The organism is Pseudolysinimonas sp. (assembly GCF_051954455.1).
Classification (GTDB): domain Bacteria; phylum Actinomycetota; class Actinomycetes; order Actinomycetales; family Microbacteriaceae; genus Pseudolysinimonas.
In genome coordinates, this window is sequence record NZ_JBQCHS010000033.1 from 1 (window position 1) to 18,138 (window position 18,138).

Below are 18,138 nucleotides of genomic sequence, written 5' to 3' on the forward strand. Positions count from 1 at the left end.
CCGCCGCCGCCCGCATCTCACGGGCGGCGGCGGCGGGGCTCAGATCCCGTACTTCTTCTTCCAGTCCGCGAGGAACGGCTTCGCGGTCTCATCGAGCGGGTAGACCTCCTGGCCGTCGGCGGGCGCGTTGTCCTTCGTCACGATCTCGAACTGGAACTTGTACTTGTCGGGCGTGGTCGACGGGATCGGGGTCTTGTCGATCCAGTACGCCAGCAGTGAGTCGATCGCGATGAAGCCGGACTGGTTGCTGTTGGCGGTGACCACCTTGGCCTGCCCGCTGCGGACGTACTTGAGCGATCCCGGGATCGCGCCGAATCCGTAGATCGGGACCTGACGCCCGGTCTGCTGCAGCGCGGGCACGAGGTTCTGCACGTCGACGTCGAGCATCGACCAGATCGCGGAGAGCTTGGGGTTGGCGTTCAACACCGTGACCCCGGCGCTCGTGGTGCCGGCGAACAGGTTGTCGATCGGCACGTTGACCGCCTCGAGCGGCTCGAAGCCGGCACCGGGGCCGTCCTTCTTGAGCACGGCGAGCTGCTGGTCGAGGCCGTAGTAGCCCGTGACGGTGATCGGTGCGACGGTGCCGCCGTCGGGCAGGTCCTTCTTCATCTGGTCGAGGAGGGCGGTCGCGAGGTCGGCCTGCGGCGCCGCGTACTCGGCGGTCAGGTTCTTCGCCGGCGTGCCCTGGAATCCGACGCTGATGACCGGGATGCCGGCCGCCTTCGCCTGCGCGAGCTGTGGCGCGATGAGCCCCGTGTTGATGAAGACCGCGAGGATGGCGTCGACGCGCTGGTTGATGAGCGACGTCATCGTCGTCCCCATCGCCTGCGGCGAGCCGGCCGAGTCGGTGATCACGAGCTTCCAGCCGACGGCCTCAGCGGCCTTCTTGATGCCCGCGAGGGTCTGCTTCTCGCCGTCGCCGTCGGCCTGCGACTGCCAGACGCCGATCGTCTTGGTGGGCACCTTGCCGGCAGAGGCAGTGGTGGAGGCGGTCGTGCTGCAACCGGTCAGGGCGAGAGCCGCGACCAGGACGCCGGCGGCGAGAGCCGCGAGGCGTGCTCTGAGTTTCATGGAATCTCCTTGGGGGTCAGGGCGGTGCGCAGAACCGAGGAGTGCCTCTCATATAGAGAGAACGCATCCTCGCGATCTGAGAACTGTATGACGCCCGCGCGCACAGGGCCATATCGGATTTGTTAAATCCAGTGACATCGGCGCTGAGAACCTCAGAGCGGATCGAGGCCGGCGAACGCGGCCCGTAACCGGCCCTCCACCCGCGAGACTGCACCCGTGTCACCGCCCGCACATTCGGAGACCGCCTCATCGACCCAGCGCAGGCCGGCCCGCGTCAGCAGCTGCTTCTCGTTGGTGATCCATGCGCCGCGATGCGCGAGGATCGCGTGCGCGGTGAAGCACGCCGCCTGCGTCACCAGGCCGAGGCACTGGGCGACGCGCCCGTGTCGCGCGTGGCCGTCCTCCGCGTACCGCAGAGTGAGCTCGGCCCAGTGCCACCAGACGCCGGGGGCCGTGCGGCGGAGCTCGGCGGGGTACCCCCACCGCGGGAGGGATCCGCGGAGCGTCCGGTTCAGGCCGAGTTCGGCCAGCAGGAGATAGCTCGGAAGGCCGGCCTGGTGGAACAGCAGGTTCTCGACCGTGAAGACGCCACGGACCGCGTCGCCATGGACCCGGTCGATGAGGTCCAGATCCCGGTAGTGGATGTCGACCTGCTCTCCGCCAACCGTGACCTTGCCGCCGCCGTTGAAGGTCGGACTCCACTCGCCGACGGCGCTCAGCCGACCGGGCCAACCGAGGTCGCGGATGGCCTGCGGATCGAACGAGCCGCGGTAGTAGACGGCGACGTCCCAGTCGCTGTCCGGGCGGCTCGTGCCCTGGGCGCGGGAGCCGCCGAGCGCGACCGCGAGGACGCCCGGCAGGGCGTGGAGGGCATCGGCCGCCTCGTCGAGGAAGGGCGGGATGGACGGACGGTCGGATGTCGACACGAGGGGGTGCTCCTTGCGCGCGGGATCGGAGCCTCGCCCGGATGCGGCGAAGCGGGGGATCTCGGTCAGCGGAGCACGGGTTCAGCCTGGCACGCCGGTCGGCGAGATACCACTCGCGATATCGGGCCGGACCCCGCCGCCGTGGAGTTCCATAGGTCCATGGACGCGCTGCCGCTCTGGCTGCTCTTCGTGCTGTTCGCCGCCGGGGCCGGCGTCATCTGGGTCGCCGGGATCTTCCTCACGAAGAGCACCGACGTCCTCGACGACCGCCTGCACCTCGGCAGCGCCCTCGGCGGCCTGATCGTCCTGGCGATCGCGACCAACCTCCCGGAGGTCGCGATCACGGTCACGGCCGCCGCGTCGGGTTCCATCGGCGTCGCAGCCGGCAACATCCTGGGCGGCATCGCCCTGCAGACCGTCGTCATCGTCGCGCTCGACGCGTTCGGCCGGCGCGGGCGTGACGTGAAGCCGATCACCTACCGCGCCGCGTCGCTCGGCCTGGTCCTCGAGGCGCTGGTCGTGATCGCCGTGCTGGCGGTCGTCGTCACCGGCAGCCAGCTGCCCTCGGGGCTCGTGGTCCTCCGGCTCACTCCGGACGTCGTGCTGATCGCCGTCATCTGGCTGGCCGGCCTGTTCCTGGTCCGACGCGCCGGCACGGGATTGCCGTGGACACGGGGCGGGGCGGCGCCCGACACGACGATGCCGCAGCCGTCCGGCCACCGCACGCGCCGGATCGACGCCCGTCGGCGCATGGGCACCGGGAAGGCGGTCGCGATCTTCGCGGTCGCCGCGCTCGCGACCCTCGTGGCCGGGGTCGTCGTGGAGCAGGCGGGGAGTGCCGCCTTCGGGCGCCTCGGGATGTCGGGGGTGCTGTTCGGCGCCACGGTGCTGGCGCTCGCCACCGCCCTGCCCGAGATCTCGACCGGCCTGCAGGCGGTGCGCGAGGGCGACGACAACCTCGCGATCTCGGACATCTTCGGCGGCAACGCCTTCCTGCCGGTGCTCTTCCTCGTGGCGACGCTCATCTCGGGCAAGGCGGCCCTGCCGCGCGCCGACCCCGCCAACATCTACCTCACCGCGCTCGCCGTCCTGCTCACCGCGGTCTACGCGGTCGGGCTGATCTTCCGCCCGGCGCGCAGGATCGCCGGCATGGGCGTCGACTCGCTCGTGGTGCTCGTGCTCTACGCGCTCGGGGTGGCCGGGCTGGTGGCCATCTCCGTCTCCTGATCGGACGGCCGCCGGGACGTCGTCGTGGCGATGAACTCCCCCGTCGGCGCGATGTGCACCCCGAGCGTGCTCGAGGCCGCCTTCGCCGCCGCCTCCAGGCGATCAGGATCGATCGCGGGCAGCGTCGTCCCCGCGAACTCGACCCAGATCGGCACGCCGTTGTCGATCCACAGGCCCACGCGCCCCCGATCGTCATCGCCGGCCACCTCCCAGGAGAGAAAGAAGCTCTCGTGCCGGCGGAGCTTCACGGTGATCAACGCGCGCACGTGCGCGAGGGTGACGTCGTCGAGCTCGAACGCACCATCGCCGTAGTGAAGAGTCCCCATGACCCCCATTGTGGCCGCGTCCGACCGCGCCGTTTCGCGGGAAACGGCCTGGTCAGCGAGAATTGGGGTCCCGAACGACCGGAGCACGCCGTGCCTGCATCCGCTGATCCCGTGATCCGCAACAACGTCCACGTCTCCGGCGACCCCGGGGGGCGGCCGATCCTGTTCTCGCACGGGTTCGGGGGCAACCAGGAGTCCTGGCGCTACGTCGCCCCCGCGTTCGAGAGCGACTTCCGCGTCGTGCTGTTCGACCACGTCGGCGCGCCGGGATCGGACATCGTGGCGTACGACCGCGTCAAGTACGACTCCCTGCACGGATACGCGGACGACGTCGTCGAGTTGATCGAGACGATGGGGCTGACGGACGTCGTGTTCGTCGGACATTCCGTGAGCGGCATGATCGGGCTGCTGGCGGCCAACCAGCGCCCCGACCTCTTCGGGCACCTCGTGCTCGTCGGTCCGTCGCCGCGGTATCTCGACGCCGATGGCTACGCGGGCGGGTTCAGCCGCGAGGCGATCGACGAGCTGCTGGCATCGATGGACAGCAACTTCGCCAGCTGGTCGGAGGATCTCGCGCCGGTGCTGATGGGCGCCGGCGCCGGCGACGAATTGACGCACGGGCTCGCGGCCGGCATCCGGCGGATCGACCCGCGGATCGCCGCCCAGTTCGCGCGCGTCACCTTCCTCTCCGACAACCGGCGCGACCTCGCCGACGTCACGGTGCCGACCCTCATCCTGCAGTCCGCGGAGGACAACATCGCGGGGCCGGAGGTCGGGCGCTTCGTGCACGAGCACATCACGGGCAGCCGCCTGGTCGTCACCCCCTCGCGCGGCCACATCCCGCACCTGTCGGACCCCGACCAGGTGATCTCGCAGATCCGCGCGTACCTCGCGTGAGCGACCTCGAGGCGTTCTTCGACGCGGCCCCGTGCGGGCTGCTCGTCACCGACGCCGACGACGTCGTCCTCCGCGTCAACGCGACGTTCTCGAACTGGACGGGATGGCCGCGGGAGCTGATCCTCGGTCGGCCCTTCTCGTCGATGCTCGCGCACGGCAGCCAGGCGTTCTACGCGACCCAGTACCAGGACCAGCTCTTCTCGAGGTCCGAGATCCGCGAGATCACGCTGATCCTGAACCGGCTCGACGGCACGCGCATGCCGATCCTCGTCAACTCCTCGGCGATGCGGGAGGACGGCCAGGTCACGGGCGTGCGACTCGCCGTGTTCGACGCGAGCCGGCGACAGGACTTCGAGCGCGAGATGCTCATCGCGCGGCGGCAGGCGGAGACCTCGGAGGCCAACCTCCGCGGCCTGCAGGATGCCGCGAGCCGCTTCCTGACCGCCCGCACCACCGCCGGATTCGCGGACCAGCTCGCGGCGGTGCTGCAGAACTCGTTCGACGCGTTCGAGGTCATGGTCGTCGCCTACGACGAGGCCGGTCACGACTTCGACTACATCCGCGGCGCGGAGCACCGCGAGCTCGTCGCCGAGGTGCGGCGGACGCGCGGCCCCGGCGCCGTCGCGCTGGCGCCGGGGGAGAGCATCCTCATCCACGACCTCGAGGAGGCCTACGCCCGCTCCGAACGGCTCGGCGACCTCATGCGGCGAGCGCGGGCGTCGGCCTTCGCCGGGATGCCGATCAGCGACGGCACGAGGACCACCGGCGCGTTCGCCTGCCTCTTCGGGCGCCCGCGGGAGTTCGGTCCGGCGATGCAGCAGCAACTGGTCGCACTCGCTCGCCAGGCGGAGCTCGGCTTCTCCGCCGTGCGGCTGCAGGAGCGGCTGCAGGTGCTCGCGACGCACGACACTCTCACGGGCGTGGCCAACCGCGCGGCGATCGACGAGCACATGTCGCTCTCGCTCGAGGCGGCTGCGCTCGACGGGTCGCCGACCTCCGTCATCTTCCTCGACCTCGACGGCTTCAAGCGCGTCAACGACACGCTCGGCCACCGGGCCGGCGACCTCGTTCTGCAGACCGTGGCCGACCGCGTGAAGCGGTGCATCCGCGACGGTGACCGGGTCGGGCGCTACGGCGGGGATGAGTTCGTCGTCGTCTGCCGCGGGGCGGGGGCGGCGGAGGCCGCCGAGGTCGCGAGCGCGATCGGCGCGGCGCTCCTCCACCCCATCGACGGACTCCCGCCGGAGCTCCGGGTCACGGCCTCGATCGGCCTGACGACCCACGAGGCCGGCGCCGCCACGCCCGGCACGGAGGCGGTCATCCGACGGGCGGACGCCGCGATGTACGACGCGAAGCGCAGCGGCACCGGACGCGTGCGGGCGCGCTGAGGCGTCCGGGCCACATCTCACCCGCTCGGCGGACGACGATCCGCTGCCGGGCGGGCCCGGAGCGAGAGAGCCTCCGCCGATCCGGAGGACAGGATCCGATCCGTCACGTCATCGCCCGCCACCTTCTGCCGTCACCGACGCGCTCCAGCAAGTCCGTCGCGAGTCGTTCGACGATCGCGCCGTCGCGGCGTCGGGGTGGGTCGGGGTGCCGATGCCCGAATGCATCCCGGACGACGCCCGGCGGATCCGCACGATGGCCACCGACCGCGAGACCGAGGCGATCATCCGGGTCGACAGCCGCGCATCGGAGCCGGTCGGCTGCGCCGAGGCGCCGCCACGCGCGCTCCCGAGCCTGACCCCCGACCGGGCGGCGGCTCTGCCCACGCCGCTGCCCGACGAGCTGTGCCGCTGGGGCGGCCACCAGGTGGTCGCCGTCCACGACGGAATGTCACGCCCGATCGGCGTCGAGGCGGACGGCTCGACCGTTCATTACCCTGAGGGAATGGACACGACGGCCGCCCAGAATCCGTTCGTGCACCTGCAGCGGAACGCGGAGCTCTCCCCCTCCGGTCTTTTCGCCCGCGTCGGGGATCAGCGCATCAGCAATCGTGAGGCCGCGGTCTCTGCGCAGAAGATCGCGTACGAGCTGCGGCGCCTCGGCGTCCGCCCGGGTCAGATCGTGGCGCTCGAGATGCCCGAGGTGCTGCGCGTCGTCTTCACCGAGGCGGTGTACCACGAGGCGGCGATCAGCACCGTGCTGCCGACGGGCTGGGAACCGCGGGGTGACGTGCGCGTCGACTGGCTGCTCAGCACCCTTCCGGACGCCGCCGATCGGGGCGCGACGGTGGTGGCCGTCGATGACCGGTTCCTCCGGCGCATCGAGGAGAACCCGTACGGCATCCGACCGCGACCCGACCCCCTCGAGGTGCTGCGCATCGTCTTCTCGAGCGGCACCACCGGTCGCCCGCGCGCGGTCGCACTCGGGCGCGCGATGGAGGCCGCGATGGACGCGGCGCTCCCCACCTGGTTCGACGGCGGTCCGACCCTCATGCTCCTGGACACCGGGACGGCATGGGGCATCGGCGAGTTCTACCTGAGCGTCAAGGGGGGCCGACCCTTCCTGAGCGCGGCGGGCGTCGCCCCCGACGCCGCCCTCCGCCTCATCGTCGAGGAGCGGGTCCGACGGCTGCGGGGCTCGCCCGCACAGATCGAGGCGATCGTCGCCGAGGCCGAGCGCACCGGCGGCGGGCTCGAGGCGATCGAGACGGTGGAAGTGGCGGGAACGATCATGCCGACCCCGCTGCGCGCCCGGGTGCGCGCGGCGGCGCCCGGGGCTCGGATCCGGGTCAGCTACGGCTCGACCGAGGCCGGGACGGGAGCGGCGCGCACGACCGGATCCGACGATCCCTTCGACGTGGGGCACGCCCCGCCGGGGACGACGCTGGAGGTGGTGGATGACGCGGGCCGCCCGGCGCCGCCCGGAGTCGAGGGCACCATCCGCTACCGCAGCTACGGCATGGTCGACCGGTACCTGGGCGATCCCGACGCCACCGCCGCGGCGTTCCGCGACGGCTGGTTCTACCCGGGCGACCGCGGTGTCGTCCGCTCCGACGGAGGCCTGACGCTCACCGGCCGGCAGTCGGAGATCCTGAACGCCGGCGGTGTCAAGGTCGATCCGAACCGGGTCGACGAGCTCGCGCGATCATTCGACGGGATCGACGACGCCTGCGCGTTCGCCTTCACGACCCCGGCGGGGTTCGACGGCATCGGCCTCGCCGTCGTCACCGCGGTCGAGCTCGATGCGGCAGGGCTCGGCGCGCACCTCGCGGATCACCTGGGAAGCGCGGCCCCGCAGCTGATCGCTCGCGTCGGGTCGATCCCGCGCACGCCCTCGGGGAAGCCGAGTCGTCGGGAGTTGAGCGCGCGCTTCGCCGGAGCCTGAGCGCGGGGGCGCTCAGCTCGAGCGCCTCCGCCGGGTGCCGAGGACGACGAGCCCGGCCCCCGCGAGGAGCGCGAAGAGCGAGGCGAGGGGGACAGCGGGCCCGACATCGACACCCGTCGCGGCCAGAGTCGGCGACCACCGGGCGAAGAACGTCGTCGAACGGGTCAGCGGCGTCGAGAAGTCCGCCGGGGTGGCGTACGACGAGTCCGTGTACCAGCCCTCGAACTGGAACCCCTCCGCGCTCGGGTCGGCCGGCCTGGTCGGCGCGGTGCCGGGCACGACGCTCTCCGGGGACGGCGCGGCGCCCTTGCCGGCGGTGTTGAACGACAGGGTCACGTCGGCCGCGGTCCAGCGCAGCACCACGACCCCCGCCGCGCCCGGCGTGACGGTCTGCGGGTCACCCGCGAGCCCTTGCACTGCTCCCCCACCGCCGCCGCGGTTGGCCGCCGGGGCGACGACGGCCGTCGCATCCGCATTCGGGCCTCCCGCGCCGCATCCGGGCACGCCCACCGACTGCAGGGAGGTACGGGATCCGGCCGCACCACCACCGCCGTAGCAGGTGGCGTCACCGTGGAAGAGCGAGGTCGAGCCCGCGACGCTGTCGGCGGTCGCGCCGGCACCACCGTTGGTCCCCGCGGCGGCCCCGGCGGTGCCGCCGCCACCGCCACCGCTCCCGCCGCTGTTACCGCCGGGCTTGCCGCTGCCGCTCGCGCCCCCTGTGCCGGTCGTGTCGTTTCCGTCGAGACCGTTCGCGGCCGACGCCGGCACGATCCCGCCGGTCACGGTGGTCGGCGCGTTCGAGGTCGGAACGGTCACGGTCAGCGGACCGGAACCGGTCAGGTCGACGACCTTGACCTCTCCGCCACCACCGGCTGCGTAGCCGGCGTTGCCGACCGACGCTCCCGCACCGCCGGCACCGACGAGAAGCGCCTCGAGCTTGGTCATGCTCGCTGTCGGCGTGAACTGGGCCGTGCCGGAGGTGAAGGTCTGCTCGCAGACGCCGGGCGAGATGAGGGTGCCGTCACCGCAGGCCTCGGTCGCGGCGTTGGCGGGAGCGGCACCGACGAGCACGCCGGAGATGCTGGCCGTGGCGATCGCGGCGATGGCGGTCGAGGTACGACGGACGGCGAGCTTCATGCGGGGGCTCCGAGCTGGGGGATCCTGGGCACCGTCACACGTCGCGTCCGGCTCCGAGGAGTATGGCAGACCGCGGCGGCGGTCGTTTCCGCACGAGGTCGTGATTGACGCGCGAACGCGATGGAAGACGTCTCGATACGCGCGGGGCTGGCCTCAGACGAAGGCAGGTGCGTCGAGCTGTGGGTTCGAGCCGTCGCGCACCGCGACGGCGTTACAGAGGAGGCGGTCCGTCACCGGGCTGAGACGAAGCTCGCTCGGCGCAATCGCGTTCTCCTCGTTCTCTACGATGTCGCCGGCGACATCCGCGGCTACTCACTCACCTTTCTTCCGGGCGATGGCGCAGCGCATCTCAGCCAGCTGGCGATCGATCCAGACTTCCAGGGCGCCGGTCACGGCCATCGGCTGCTGGTGGCGACGATGGAGCACCCCGCCCTGAAGCCTCGGAAGATGACGCTCCGTGTGCTGGCCGACAACCTGCCGGCGCGGACCCTCTACGAACGGCTCGGATGGATCGCCGCGGACAAGGGCAGCTTCTCCGACTCGGGCCACCCCTGGGTCGGCTACTCGCTCCCCGAGCGCATGTGACAACCCATCCGGCCTGTCCCTTCGGACGCCGGCGATACGGGGTGTCGAGAGGTCCCATGAACTCGGGCGGGATCACCGCCTCTCGCGCCTCTGCGTTCGCGTCGCATCAGTCCATGACGAACCGAGAGAACAAAACCGGCGGAATCGCGGTGATCTCGGGGATTGAGTAGAGCGGAGACGGAGGGATTTGAACCCTCGGACCCCCAGGAGGGGTCTCCACCTTAGCAGGGTGGTGCACTCGACCGGACTATGCGACGTCTCCCGGTTGCAGGGGCCAGCCTACCTGGCGGACGGCGGCCCTGCGACCAGCGGAGGGCGTGGGATTCGAACCCACGAATGCTTGCGCATCACCAGTTTTCAAGACTGGCTCCATCGGCCGCTCGGACAGCCCTCCAGCCCGCCACGATACCGGGCGCACCCGCGCCAGCGGCTCAGAAGTGGTACGCGACCGAGCAGGTGTACTGCGCCGCGGTCTGGCCCTTGAGACCCGCGATCGTCTGGCTGCCGTCCCCTGCCGAGTCGCTCGCACCCGGTGCCGGGGTGGAACTCGAGGTGGGCTTGGGCGCGTTGGGGTCGAGGGTCGAGCCCGCCGTGTCGCCGCCGACCGAGTTCGCGTCCAGTCCGATCGGCTTGTCGGCCTTGATCGCCGTGAAGAGCTCGGTGGCCAATGCTCGGCTCGGCTGCACCTTGCCCGCGTAGATGCCCGTCCCGCCCGTCGTTCCGGGGTACTGGACGAAGACGATGTTCTGCAGCGGGATGTTCTTCAGCACCAGCGCGATCGACACGAGGGTGTCGAGGCGGGAGAAGTTGTCGCTCAGGGTGATGTTCTCGGTCGCGGCCCGCGCGATCCCGTAGACCTTCGAGACGTCGGTCAGGGTGCCGCTGCTCTTGATCTTGCGGACGAGCGACGACAGGTACACCTGCTGCGAGTTGATGCGCCCGAGGTCGCTGCCGTCGCCGACCCCGTGCCGCGTGCGGAGGAAGGCGAGCGCCTGCGCGCCCTGGAGGGTGTGCGTTCCGGCCGACTCGATGTCGAGTCCGCTGTCCTTGTCGCGGATGGGGCCGTTGGTGCAGACGTCGACGCCGCCGACGGCGTCGGACATCGCGATCACACCCTCGAAGGTGATGAGGCCGGCGAAATCGACGTTCAGACCGGTCAGGCTCTGCACGGTCGCGGCGACGCACGCGAGACCGCCCAGCGAGAGCGCGTTGTTGATCGGCAGACCGCTCGCCGGTCCGCCCTTCTCGCACTTCGGGATCGGCACGACCATGTCACGGGGGATGCTGACCGCGACGGCGCTCTTCTGGTCGGCCGCGACGTGGATCAGGATGTTGACGTCGTTGAGCGCCCCCGTGCCGGCGGTGCGCACGCCGCCGCCGAGACTCCCCTGGCCGACGCGGGTGTCCGTTCCCACCAGCAGGATGTTGAATCCGCCCTTCATGGCCGCGATGTTCGGCGGCGGCCCCTGGGTGTCGGCGGCGATCGTCGCGTGCTTGACGTCCTTGGTGAGGTTCCAGGTCGCGATCGCCGCGAGCGATCCCCCCGCGACCAGCGCGACGACGACCACGGCGCCGAGCAGGCCGAGCACGGTCTTCCACACGGCGGAGCCGGCGCCCCGGCCGTGCCGGGCGATCGTGGCGGCCCGCGGGGCGCGCTTCGAGCGGTCGCGCAGCTGGGACACGGGTCTCCTCCCCGGGGAACGAACGGTCGATTGTACGCGGAACCCGGCCGGCCGCCCTGGGAGGGCCGTGTGCGGATCGGATCAGGCCGGGAACGCCTCGTCGAGCGCCGTCGCAACGCCGTCCTCGAGATCCGTTCCCGTCACGCGGTCGGATGCGGCGATCACCTCGTCGGGCGCCTGCCCCATCGCGATGCCGACGCCCGCCCATCGGAGCATGTCGATGTCGTTGCGCCCGTCGCCGATGACGAGCGTGTTCTCGCGGGGGATGCCGAGCCGCTCGCGCACGATCTCGAGCCCGGTGGCCTTGTTGACGCCGTCCGGGGCGATGTCGAGCCACGCGGTCCAGCCCACGTTGTAGGTGACCTGGTGCAGGCCCATCCGGTCGACGACGGCGAGGAACTCCTCCGTGCCGTGGTCGGGCGAGATGACGACGACGCGCGTGGCGGGCAGCCCGAGCAGCTCGTCGAACGCCACCTGCTCGCTGTTCGCGGCGAGCGCGCCGTCGGGGAACGACCCCGCGTAGCGGAACAGGCCCTCCTCATCCTCGACCGCGTAGCTCGCGCCCGCGAGGTGCTCGCGGATCGTCGTCAGCACCTCCGACGGGTCGAACGTGTCGACGTGCACGCGGGAGTAGCCGACCGGCGCCTCTGGATCGCGGCCGAGCACGATGGCGCCGTTCGCGCTCACGACGTGCTCGGAGAGCAGGCCGAGCCGCTCGAGGATCGGCAGCGTGAGCGACACGGAGCGCCCCGTCGCGAGCATCACCTCGTGCCCGGCCGCCGCGACGCGCTGCACCGCCTCGACCACGCGGTCGGCGAGCGTGCCGTCCTCGTGCAGCACGGTGCCGTCGATGTCGAGGGCGACGAGCCAGCGGTCCTCGACGGGGAGATCGGTCATCTGGCGACGGGCTCCAGGACCTCGAGGCCGCCGAGATAGGGGCGCAGCGCCTCCGGCACGGCGACCGAGCCATCGGGGCGCTGGTGGGTCTCGAGGATGGCGACGATCCAGCGGGTCGTGGCGAGCGTGCCGTTGAGGGTCGCGACCGGCGCGGTCCGCCCGCTCTCGGTGCGGTGCCGGATGTCGAGCCGACGGGCCTGGAAGGTCGTGCAGTTCGAGGTCGAGGTGAGCTCGCGGTAGGTGCCCTGCGTCGGCACCCACGCCTCGACGTCGTACTTGCGCGCGGCGCTCGAGCCGAGGTCGCCGGCCGCCGTGTCGATGACGCGGTAGGTGAGGCCGAGCGACTGCAGCATCCCCTCCTGCAGAGCGAGGAGCTTCGCGTGCTCGGCCTCGGCGTCGGCGGGGTCGACGTAGCTGAACATCTCCAGCTTCTGGAACTGGTGCACGCGGATGATGCCGCGGGTGTCCTTGCCGCCCGAGCCGGCCTCCCGCCGGTAGCAGGTCGACCAGCCGGCGTAGCGGAGCGGCCCGGCGGCGAGGTCGAGGATCTCGCCCTGGTGATAGCCGGCGAGCGCCACCTCGCTCGTGCCCGTGAGGTAGAGGTCGTCGGCCTCGAGCCGGTAGATCTCGTCGGCGTGCGATCCGAGGAATCCGGTGCCGGCCATGATCTCCGGCCGGACCAGGGTCGGCGTGATGAGCGGCGTGAAGCCGGCATCGAGCGCACGCTGCAGGCCGAGCTGCATGATCGCGAGCTCGAGCCGCGCGCCGATGCCCTTGAGGAAGTAGAACCGGGCGCCGGACACCTTGGCCCCGCGCTCCATGTCGATCGCGTCGAGCAGCTCGCCGATCGCGAGGTGGTCGCGCGGGCCGTCTGGGTAGTCCGCCGGGTCGAACTCCGGGACCTCGCCCACGGTCTTCAGGGTGATGAAGTCGTCCTCGCCGCCGGCCGGCACCCCGTCGAGCACGATGTTGCCGATCGCGCCGGCGATGCGCGCGAAGTCCGCTTCGGCATCCGACACGCGCTGCTGCCCGGCCTTGACGCGGGCGGCGAGCTCCTGCGCCTGCGCGACGAGCGCGGCCTTCTCCTCCTTGGGCGCCTTCGCGACGACCTTGCCGAAGGCGTTCTGCTCGGCGCGGTCGCTCTCGAACGCGGTGATCGCGGCGCGGCGCGCGGCGTCGGCGGCGACCGCCTCGTCGACCAGCGCGACGGAGTCGCCGCGCAGGCGCTGGGAGGCCTTGACGACGTCCGGCGACTCGCGGAGCAGCTGCGGGTCGATCACCGGACCATCTTATGGAGGCGACTCCCCGGCTCCCGACGCCGTGGCGCCGATAGCCTTACCGCCATGGCCGCCCTGACAGACGAGACCCGAGCGTCTCGCTCGACGCGGCAGGCCGCCGTCGTCTACAACCCGATCAAGGTCGACATCGACCAACTCCGCCATGCGGTCGCCGCCGCCGAGAGCCGCGAGGGCTGGCGCAAGAGCCTCTGGCTCGAGACCACGGAGGAGGATCCGGGTGTCGGGCAGGCGCGGCAGGCGGTCGCGGACGGCGCCGACGTCGTGCTGGCGGCCGGCGGCGACGGGACGGTGCGCGCCGTCGCCGAGGGGCTTCGCGGCTCGGGCGTCGCGCTCGCGCTGCTGCCCGCGGGCACGGGCAACCTGCTCGCCCGTAACCTCGACATGATCCTCACCCACATGGCCGACTCGGTGGACCTCGCCTTCGGCGGGCGCGACCGCACGATCGACGTGGGCGTCGTCGAGTTCGACCGGGCCGACGGGTCGACGGAGGAGCACTCCTTCCTCGTCATGGCGGGCTTCGGCCTCGACGCCAAGATGATCGCCAATGCCCGGCCCGAGCTGAAGGCGAGGCTCGGCTGGATCGCGTACGTCGACGCGATCGCCCGGGCACTCCGCGACACCGGCCGGGTGCGGATGCGGGTGCGCGTCGACGGCGGCGAGGAGCGGTCCGCGAGCGTGCACACCCTCATCGCCGGCAACTGCGGCGCGCTCCCCGGCAACGTGCTCCTGCTGCCCGACGCGGAGATCGACGACGGTCTCTTCGACATCGTCACGTTCCGGCCCGAGGGCTTCCTCGGCTGGGTGCAGATCTGGGCGAAGATCACGTGGGAGAACGGCGTCCTGCGCCGCAGCTCCGTGGGCCGCAAGCTCCGCAGCAACGACCGGCAGGTGCGGGCGCTCCGCTATTACCGGGCGAAGGAGCTCGACGTGCAGCTCGAGCGGGCGGAGCAGTTCGAGCTCGACGGAGACCCGTTCGGCGAGGTGACGGCGTTCCGCCTGCGGGTGGACCACGACTCGCTGACGGTGCGCGTTCCGGCCTAAGCCATTCGCGCGGCGCGCCGCAGCTCCCAGCGGAGGGCGAGCAGCGCGAGGATCGCGGCGACGGCGATGAGCGCGGCGGCCGCGAGCGGTCCGCAGATACTCTCGAGAGCTCTCACGAGACTCCCGATCCGATTCATCTCCGCGATCTGCCGATCGGACATCTGCTCGGTGATCACGAACGCCGAGTTCTCCGCGGAGAGTCGCTCGACGGCGGCGGCGAAGGCGACCACCGCCGTGCCGCAGGCCACGGCGACGACGGTCAGACCGAGAACGACCCTCCTCATCGGCGACGAAACACGCCGAGCGCGACGGCCGCGATGATCGTGAGGAGCCCGGCGAGGGCGGTCCAGGGGGCGACCATCGCTTCGAACTGCGGGATCACGTACGCAGTCGGGGCGAAATCGGTCATCGGCTGGGCCAGCTGCCACATCAGGCCTCCGCTACCGAGGGTGAGGACCGCGCCCAACGCGACGAGCGCGATGCGGTACGGGTTGCGACGGCCGGGTGCCTCCTCCTCAGAGTCCGGGGCGTCAGTGCCGTCGAGGTCGGCGTGCGCCTCTGCAGCTGCCTCCGTCGCAGGGACGACGGGCGATGGCGCGACGCTCCGTGCGGCGGTCGCGCGAGCCGGGGCCGCCCGGGTGGATGCCAGCTCTGCGGGGGGCGACGATGCCGGCCGCGGGGCCGTCGGCGGCACGGTGCCGTCCCAGCCGCGCTGGAATCGGGGGTCGTAGCGAGGATCCGTCACGAGTCCATCATGACCCCGACCGCTCACGAACCGGCGGCAGGCTCCTCCGAGAGCAGCCCGCGCAGCCAGTCGCGCGCCTCGATGAAGATCTCGTCGTCGTAGCGCGGCGCGGTCTCGTTGGCCACGCGATCCGCGCGCGGGTAACTGCCCAGATAAGTGACGCTCGGGCTGAACCGCTTGAGTCCGAGCAGCGCATCCGCCACCCGCTCATCGCGGATGTGTCCGTCGATGTCGATGACGAACCGGTACCGGCCGAGCGCGTCGCCGATCGGGCGCGAGGTCAGGAGCGAGAGGTTCACGCCGCGGGTGGCGAACTGCTCGAGCATCTCGACGAGGCCGCCGGGATGGTCGTGCGGCAGCTCGACCACGACGGTCGTCTTATCGGCACCGGTGCGCTCCGGGATCGCGCGGGAGGCCGTGACGAGCACGAACCGCGTGACCGCAGCCCGGTTGTCGGCGATGCCGGCGGCGAGCACGGAGACCGGCATGAGTCCCTCGATGCCGAGCGGGGCGATCGCCGCATCCACCTTCCCGTCGATCAGCAGCTGCGGGGCGGCGACGTTCGAGGTGGCGATGAGGTGCTCGTGCCCCGGCAGCTCGCGGTCCAGCCACCGGTGGGTCTGCGCGTAGGCGACGGGATGCGCCGCCACGATGTGCACGTCGGCGAGCGCCGCGCCGTCGCGGGCCACGAGCGCGAAGTCGACCGGCACGAGGTGCTCGCTCACGATCCGGAGGCCCGGGATGCCGACGAGCGCGTCCTGCGCCGCGGTCACCCCGCCCTCGATGCTGTTCTCGATCGCGATCATCGCGGCCGTCGCCCGGCCGGTCACCACGTCGTCGAGCGCCTCGCCGACGTTCGTCACGGCCCTGCGGCGCTCGGGAGCGGCATCCGCCACCTGGTCGAGGGCGGCCCAGGTGAAGGTGCCCGCGGGGCCGAGGTAGCTGTAGACGGCCTCCGACATGCGACGAGTCTAGGGAGCGGGCACGACGGGGCGCCCCGTTCGCCGCGCCCCGGCCCACCCCTGGCCGCCCCGGCCTCGCCCTCCGCGCCCTCCCCCCTCCCCCCGCCGCCCGCCGCCCGCCGCCCCTCCCCGCCCGCCGCCGCCCCTCCCCGCTGTCGAAAGTCCAGGTGGTTCCGGCGCGTCCTGCGCAGACGCGTGGTGCTGCGCAGCGGGCCGCCTGAACTTTCGACGCGGGGAGATGTCGCGGCCGTCCACAGCGGCTTCAGCGCATCGACCGTCGCGAAGCACCGCCGGACACGGAAGACTGGACCGCGTGGATCCCCGTGCAGGCCAGCCCGCAGAGCCGTCCGATCTGACCGACATCCCGGCGCTCGTCGCCGCGTACTACTCCGAGGTCCCGAACCCCGACGACCCCGCCCAGCAGGTCGTCTTCGGCACCTCCGGTCACCGCGGCTCGAGCCTCGACGCGGCGTTCAACGAGACCCACATCGCCGCGATCACCCAGGCGATCGTGGAGTACCGGGCCGAGCAGGGCATCGAGGGGCCGCTCTTCATCGGCGCCGACACCCACGCGCTGTCGCGGCCGGCGCAGACGACCGCGCTCGAGGTGCTGGAGGCGAACGGCGTGCACGCGATCGTCGACGCGTTCGACGACTACGTGCCGACCCCCGCGCTGTCGCGCGCGATCATCCACCACAACCGCGGCATCCGCCCCGGCAACGAGCGCGAGCACAGCGACGGCATCGTCATCACGCCGAGCCACAACCCGCCGCGCGACGGCGGCTTCAAGTACAACCCGCCGCACGGCGGCCCGGCCGACACCGACGCGACGAGCTGGATCGCCGGGCGCGCCAACGAGCTCATCCGCGGCGGACTGCGCGACGTGAAGCGGTCGGAACCGAGCGCGGTCGACGCGTACGACTACCGCGACGCGTACGTGACGCAGCTGGCGGAGGCGATCGACATCCCGGCGCTGCAGAAGGCCGGCCTGCACGTCGGCGCCGATCCGCTCGGCGGGGCGAGCGTCCACTACTGGTCGCTCATCGCCTCGAAGTACGGGCTCGATCTCACGGTCGTCAACGAGACGGTCGACCCGCAGTGGGCGTTCATGACGCTCGACTGGGACGGCAAGATCCGCATGGATCCGTCGTCGCCCTCGGTGATGGCCGGCACCGTCGCGCGCCTCGGCGACTACCAGCTCCTCACCGGCAACGACGCCGACGCCGACCGGCACGGGATCGTGACTCCGGACGGCGGCCTCATGAACCCGAACCACTACCTCGCGGCGGCGATCCAGTACCTCTACGCCAACCGCCCGGGCTGGAAGCCCGACACGGCGGTCGGCAAGACCCTGGTCTCCAGCTCGATGATCGACCGCGTCACCGCGAAGCTCGGGCGGCGCCTCTGGGAGGTGCCGGTCGGCTTCAAGTGGTTCGTGCCCGGGCTCATCGACGGGTCGGTGGGATTCGGCGGCGAGGAGTCGGCGGGCGCGTCGTTCCTGCAGCTCGACGGGCAGGCGTGGACGACCGACAAGGACGGCATCGTGCTCGCGCTGCTGGCGAGCGAGATCCTCGCCGTGACCGGCAGGACCCCGTCGCAGCTCTACACCGAGCTCGCGGCCGAGTTCGGCGCGCCGGCCTACGCGCGCGTCGACGCCCCCGCCTCCAAGACGCAGAAGGCGCGCCTGTCGAAGCTGACCGGCGACGACATCACGGCGACCGACCTCGCGGGCGAGCCGATCACGGCGAAGCTGTCGACGGCTCCCGGCAACGGCGCCGCCATCGGCGGCGTGAAGGTCGTCTCGGAGAACGCCTGGTTCGCCGCGCGCCCGTCCGGCACCGAGGACGTCTACAAGATCTACGCCGAGTCGTTCCGCGGCCCGGAGCACCTCGCCGAAGTGCAGGCGGAGGCGAAGAAGATCGTCGACGCCGCCCTGGGCGCCTGAGCGGGACAGGGAGCGGAGCGGGACGGGCTACCGCCCTCCCGCGGTCCCGCACAAGCAGGTCTCGATACG

Annotated in this window: 17 protein-coding genes and 2 tRNA genes; 7 read left to right on the forward strand and 12 right to left on the reverse strand. The window is 71.7% G+C overall.

The window, feature by feature from the left end:
* Positions 1–39: 39 nt before the first annotated feature.
* Complete coding sequence (locus ACTHM3_RS13565; RefSeq protein WP_440406693.1) at positions 40–1,071, reverse strand: sugar ABC transporter substrate-binding protein; 1,032 nt, start codon at positions 1,069–1,071, stop codon at positions 40–42.
* Between the two features lie 152 nt (positions 1,072–1,223).
* Positions 1,224–1,997 carry a nucleotidyltransferase domain-containing protein gene (locus ACTHM3_RS13570; RefSeq protein WP_440406695.1) on the reverse strand — a complete coding sequence of 258 codons (774 nt, stop codon included), beginning with the start codon at positions 1,995–1,997 and terminating at the stop codon, positions 1,224–1,226.
* A 159-nt stretch (positions 1,998–2,156) separates the two neighbouring features.
* On the opposite strand from ACTHM3_RS13570, the gene ACTHM3_RS13575 reads away from it, so the two are divergent.
* Positions 2,157–3,224, forward strand: a complete 1,068-nt coding sequence (locus ACTHM3_RS13575; protein WP_440406697.1) for a sodium:calcium antiporter — start codon at positions 2,157–2,159, stop codon at positions 3,222–3,224.
* Here ACTHM3_RS13575 and ACTHM3_RS13580 read toward each other — a convergent pair.
* The gene (locus ACTHM3_RS13580) at positions 3,179–3,550 is read right to left on the reverse strand and encodes a DUF7882 family protein (protein WP_440406699.1); all 372 of its coding nucleotides are present in this window, start codon (positions 3,548–3,550) and stop codon (positions 3,179–3,181) included. The two genes, ACTHM3_RS13575 and ACTHM3_RS13580, sit on opposite strands and share 46 nt — an antisense overlap.
* A 90-nt stretch (positions 3,551–3,640) precedes the next feature.
* Between ACTHM3_RS13580 and ACTHM3_RS13585 the strand changes: the two genes are divergently transcribed.
* From ACTHM3_RS13585 to ACTHM3_RS13595, 3 genes are all read left to right on the forward strand, one after another.
* Positions 3,641–4,447 carry an alpha/beta fold hydrolase gene (locus ACTHM3_RS13585; RefSeq protein ID WP_440406701.1) on the forward strand — a complete coding sequence of 269 codons (807 nt, stop codon included), beginning with the start codon at positions 3,641–3,643 and terminating at the stop codon, positions 4,445–4,447.
* Positions 4,444–5,835 (forward strand): diguanylate cyclase, encoded by a 1,392-nt coding sequence (locus ACTHM3_RS13590; RefSeq protein ID WP_440406702.1) that lies wholly within the window; start codon positions 4,444–4,446, stop codon positions 5,833–5,835. The genes ACTHM3_RS13585 and ACTHM3_RS13590 overlap by 4 nt, the downstream gene beginning before the upstream one ends.
* Positions 5,836–6,046: 211 nt before the next feature.
* A complete protein-coding gene (locus ACTHM3_RS13595; protein WP_440406704.1) occupies positions 6,047–7,777 on the forward strand; it encodes a class I adenylate-forming enzyme family protein in 1,731 nt (576 codons plus the stop codon).
* A gap of 12 nt (positions 7,778–7,789) precedes the next feature.
* On the opposite strand, the gene ACTHM3_RS13600 is transcribed toward ACTHM3_RS13595, so the two are convergent.
* Positions 7,790–8,914 carry an InlB B-repeat-containing protein gene (locus ACTHM3_RS13600; RefSeq protein ID WP_440406706.1) on the reverse strand — a complete coding sequence of 375 codons (1,125 nt, stop codon included), beginning with the start codon at positions 8,912–8,914 and terminating at the stop codon, positions 7,790–7,792.
* A gap of 120 nt (positions 8,915–9,034) precedes the next feature.
* Here ACTHM3_RS13600 and ACTHM3_RS13605 point away from each other — a divergent pair, with 120 nt between their 5' ends.
* The gene (locus tag ACTHM3_RS13605; protein WP_440406708.1) at positions 9,035–9,499 is read left to right on the forward strand and encodes a GNAT family N-acetyltransferase; all 465 of its coding nucleotides are present in this window, start codon (positions 9,035–9,037) and stop codon (positions 9,497–9,499) included.
* A gap of 172 nt (positions 9,500–9,671) precedes the next feature.
* Here ACTHM3_RS13605 and ACTHM3_RS13610 read toward each other — a convergent pair.
* From ACTHM3_RS13610 to serS, 5 genes are all read right to left on the reverse strand, one after another.
* Positions 9,672–9,761 (reverse strand) — tRNA-Ser (locus tag ACTHM3_RS13610).
* A 47-nt stretch (positions 9,762–9,808) separates the two neighbouring features.
* Positions 9,809–9,893 (reverse strand) — tRNA-Ser (locus ACTHM3_RS13615).
* Between the two features lie 37 nt (positions 9,894–9,930).
* The gene (locus tag ACTHM3_RS13620) at positions 9,931–11,181 is read right to left on the reverse strand and encodes an LCP family protein (protein WP_440406710.1); all 1,251 of its coding nucleotides are present in this window, start codon (positions 11,179–11,181) and stop codon (positions 9,931–9,933) included.
* Positions 11,182–11,262: 81 nt separating this feature from the next.
* Positions 11,263–12,078: an HAD family hydrolase gene (locus tag ACTHM3_RS13625; RefSeq protein ID WP_440406712.1), complete on the reverse strand. Its 816-nt coding sequence runs from the start codon at positions 12,076–12,078 to the stop codon at positions 11,263–11,265.
* Positions 12,075–13,358 carry a serine--tRNA ligase gene (gene serS, locus ACTHM3_RS13630; protein WP_440406714.1) on the reverse strand — a complete coding sequence of 428 codons (1,284 nt, stop codon included), beginning with the start codon at positions 13,356–13,358 and terminating at the stop codon, positions 12,075–12,077. The genes ACTHM3_RS13625 and serS overlap by 4 nt, the downstream gene beginning before the upstream one ends.
* Positions 13,359–13,421: 63 nt before the next feature.
* Here serS and ACTHM3_RS13635 point away from each other — a divergent pair, with 63 nt between their 5' ends.
* Entirely contained in the window at positions 13,422–14,417 is a 996-nt protein-coding gene (locus ACTHM3_RS13635; protein WP_440406716.1) for a diacylglycerol/lipid kinase family protein, read from the forward strand.
* On the opposite strand, the gene ACTHM3_RS13640 is transcribed toward ACTHM3_RS13635, so the two are convergent.
* Genes ACTHM3_RS13640 through pheA form a run of 3 tightly spaced genes read right to left on the reverse strand, consistent with a single transcriptional unit; the run spans position 14,414 to position 16,124 of the window.
* Positions 14,414–14,665: a hypothetical protein gene (locus tag ACTHM3_RS13640; RefSeq protein ID WP_440406718.1), complete on the reverse strand. Its 252-nt coding sequence runs from the start codon at positions 14,663–14,665 to the stop codon at positions 14,414–14,416. The two genes, ACTHM3_RS13635 and ACTHM3_RS13640, sit on opposite strands and share 4 nt — an antisense overlap.
* A 32-nt stretch (positions 14,666–14,697) precedes the next feature.
* The gene (locus ACTHM3_RS13645) at positions 14,698–15,162 is read right to left on the reverse strand and encodes a hypothetical protein (protein WP_440406719.1); all 465 of its coding nucleotides are present in this window, start codon (positions 15,160–15,162) and stop codon (positions 14,698–14,700) included.
* Between the two features lie 23 nt (positions 15,163–15,185).
* Positions 15,186–16,124 carry a prephenate dehydratase gene (gene pheA, locus ACTHM3_RS13650; protein WP_440406720.1) on the reverse strand — a complete coding sequence of 313 codons (939 nt, stop codon included), beginning with the start codon at positions 16,122–16,124 and terminating at the stop codon, positions 15,186–15,188.
* A gap of 313 nt (positions 16,125–16,437) precedes the next feature.
* On the opposite strand from pheA, the gene pgm reads away from it, so the two are divergent.
* Positions 16,438–18,069 (forward strand): phosphoglucomutase (alpha-D-glucose-1,6-bisphosphate-dependent), encoded by a 1,632-nt coding sequence (gene pgm / locus ACTHM3_RS13655; RefSeq protein ID WP_440406722.1) that lies wholly within the window; start codon positions 16,438–16,440, stop codon positions 18,067–18,069.
* Positions 18,070–18,138 lie beyond the last annotated feature (69 nt).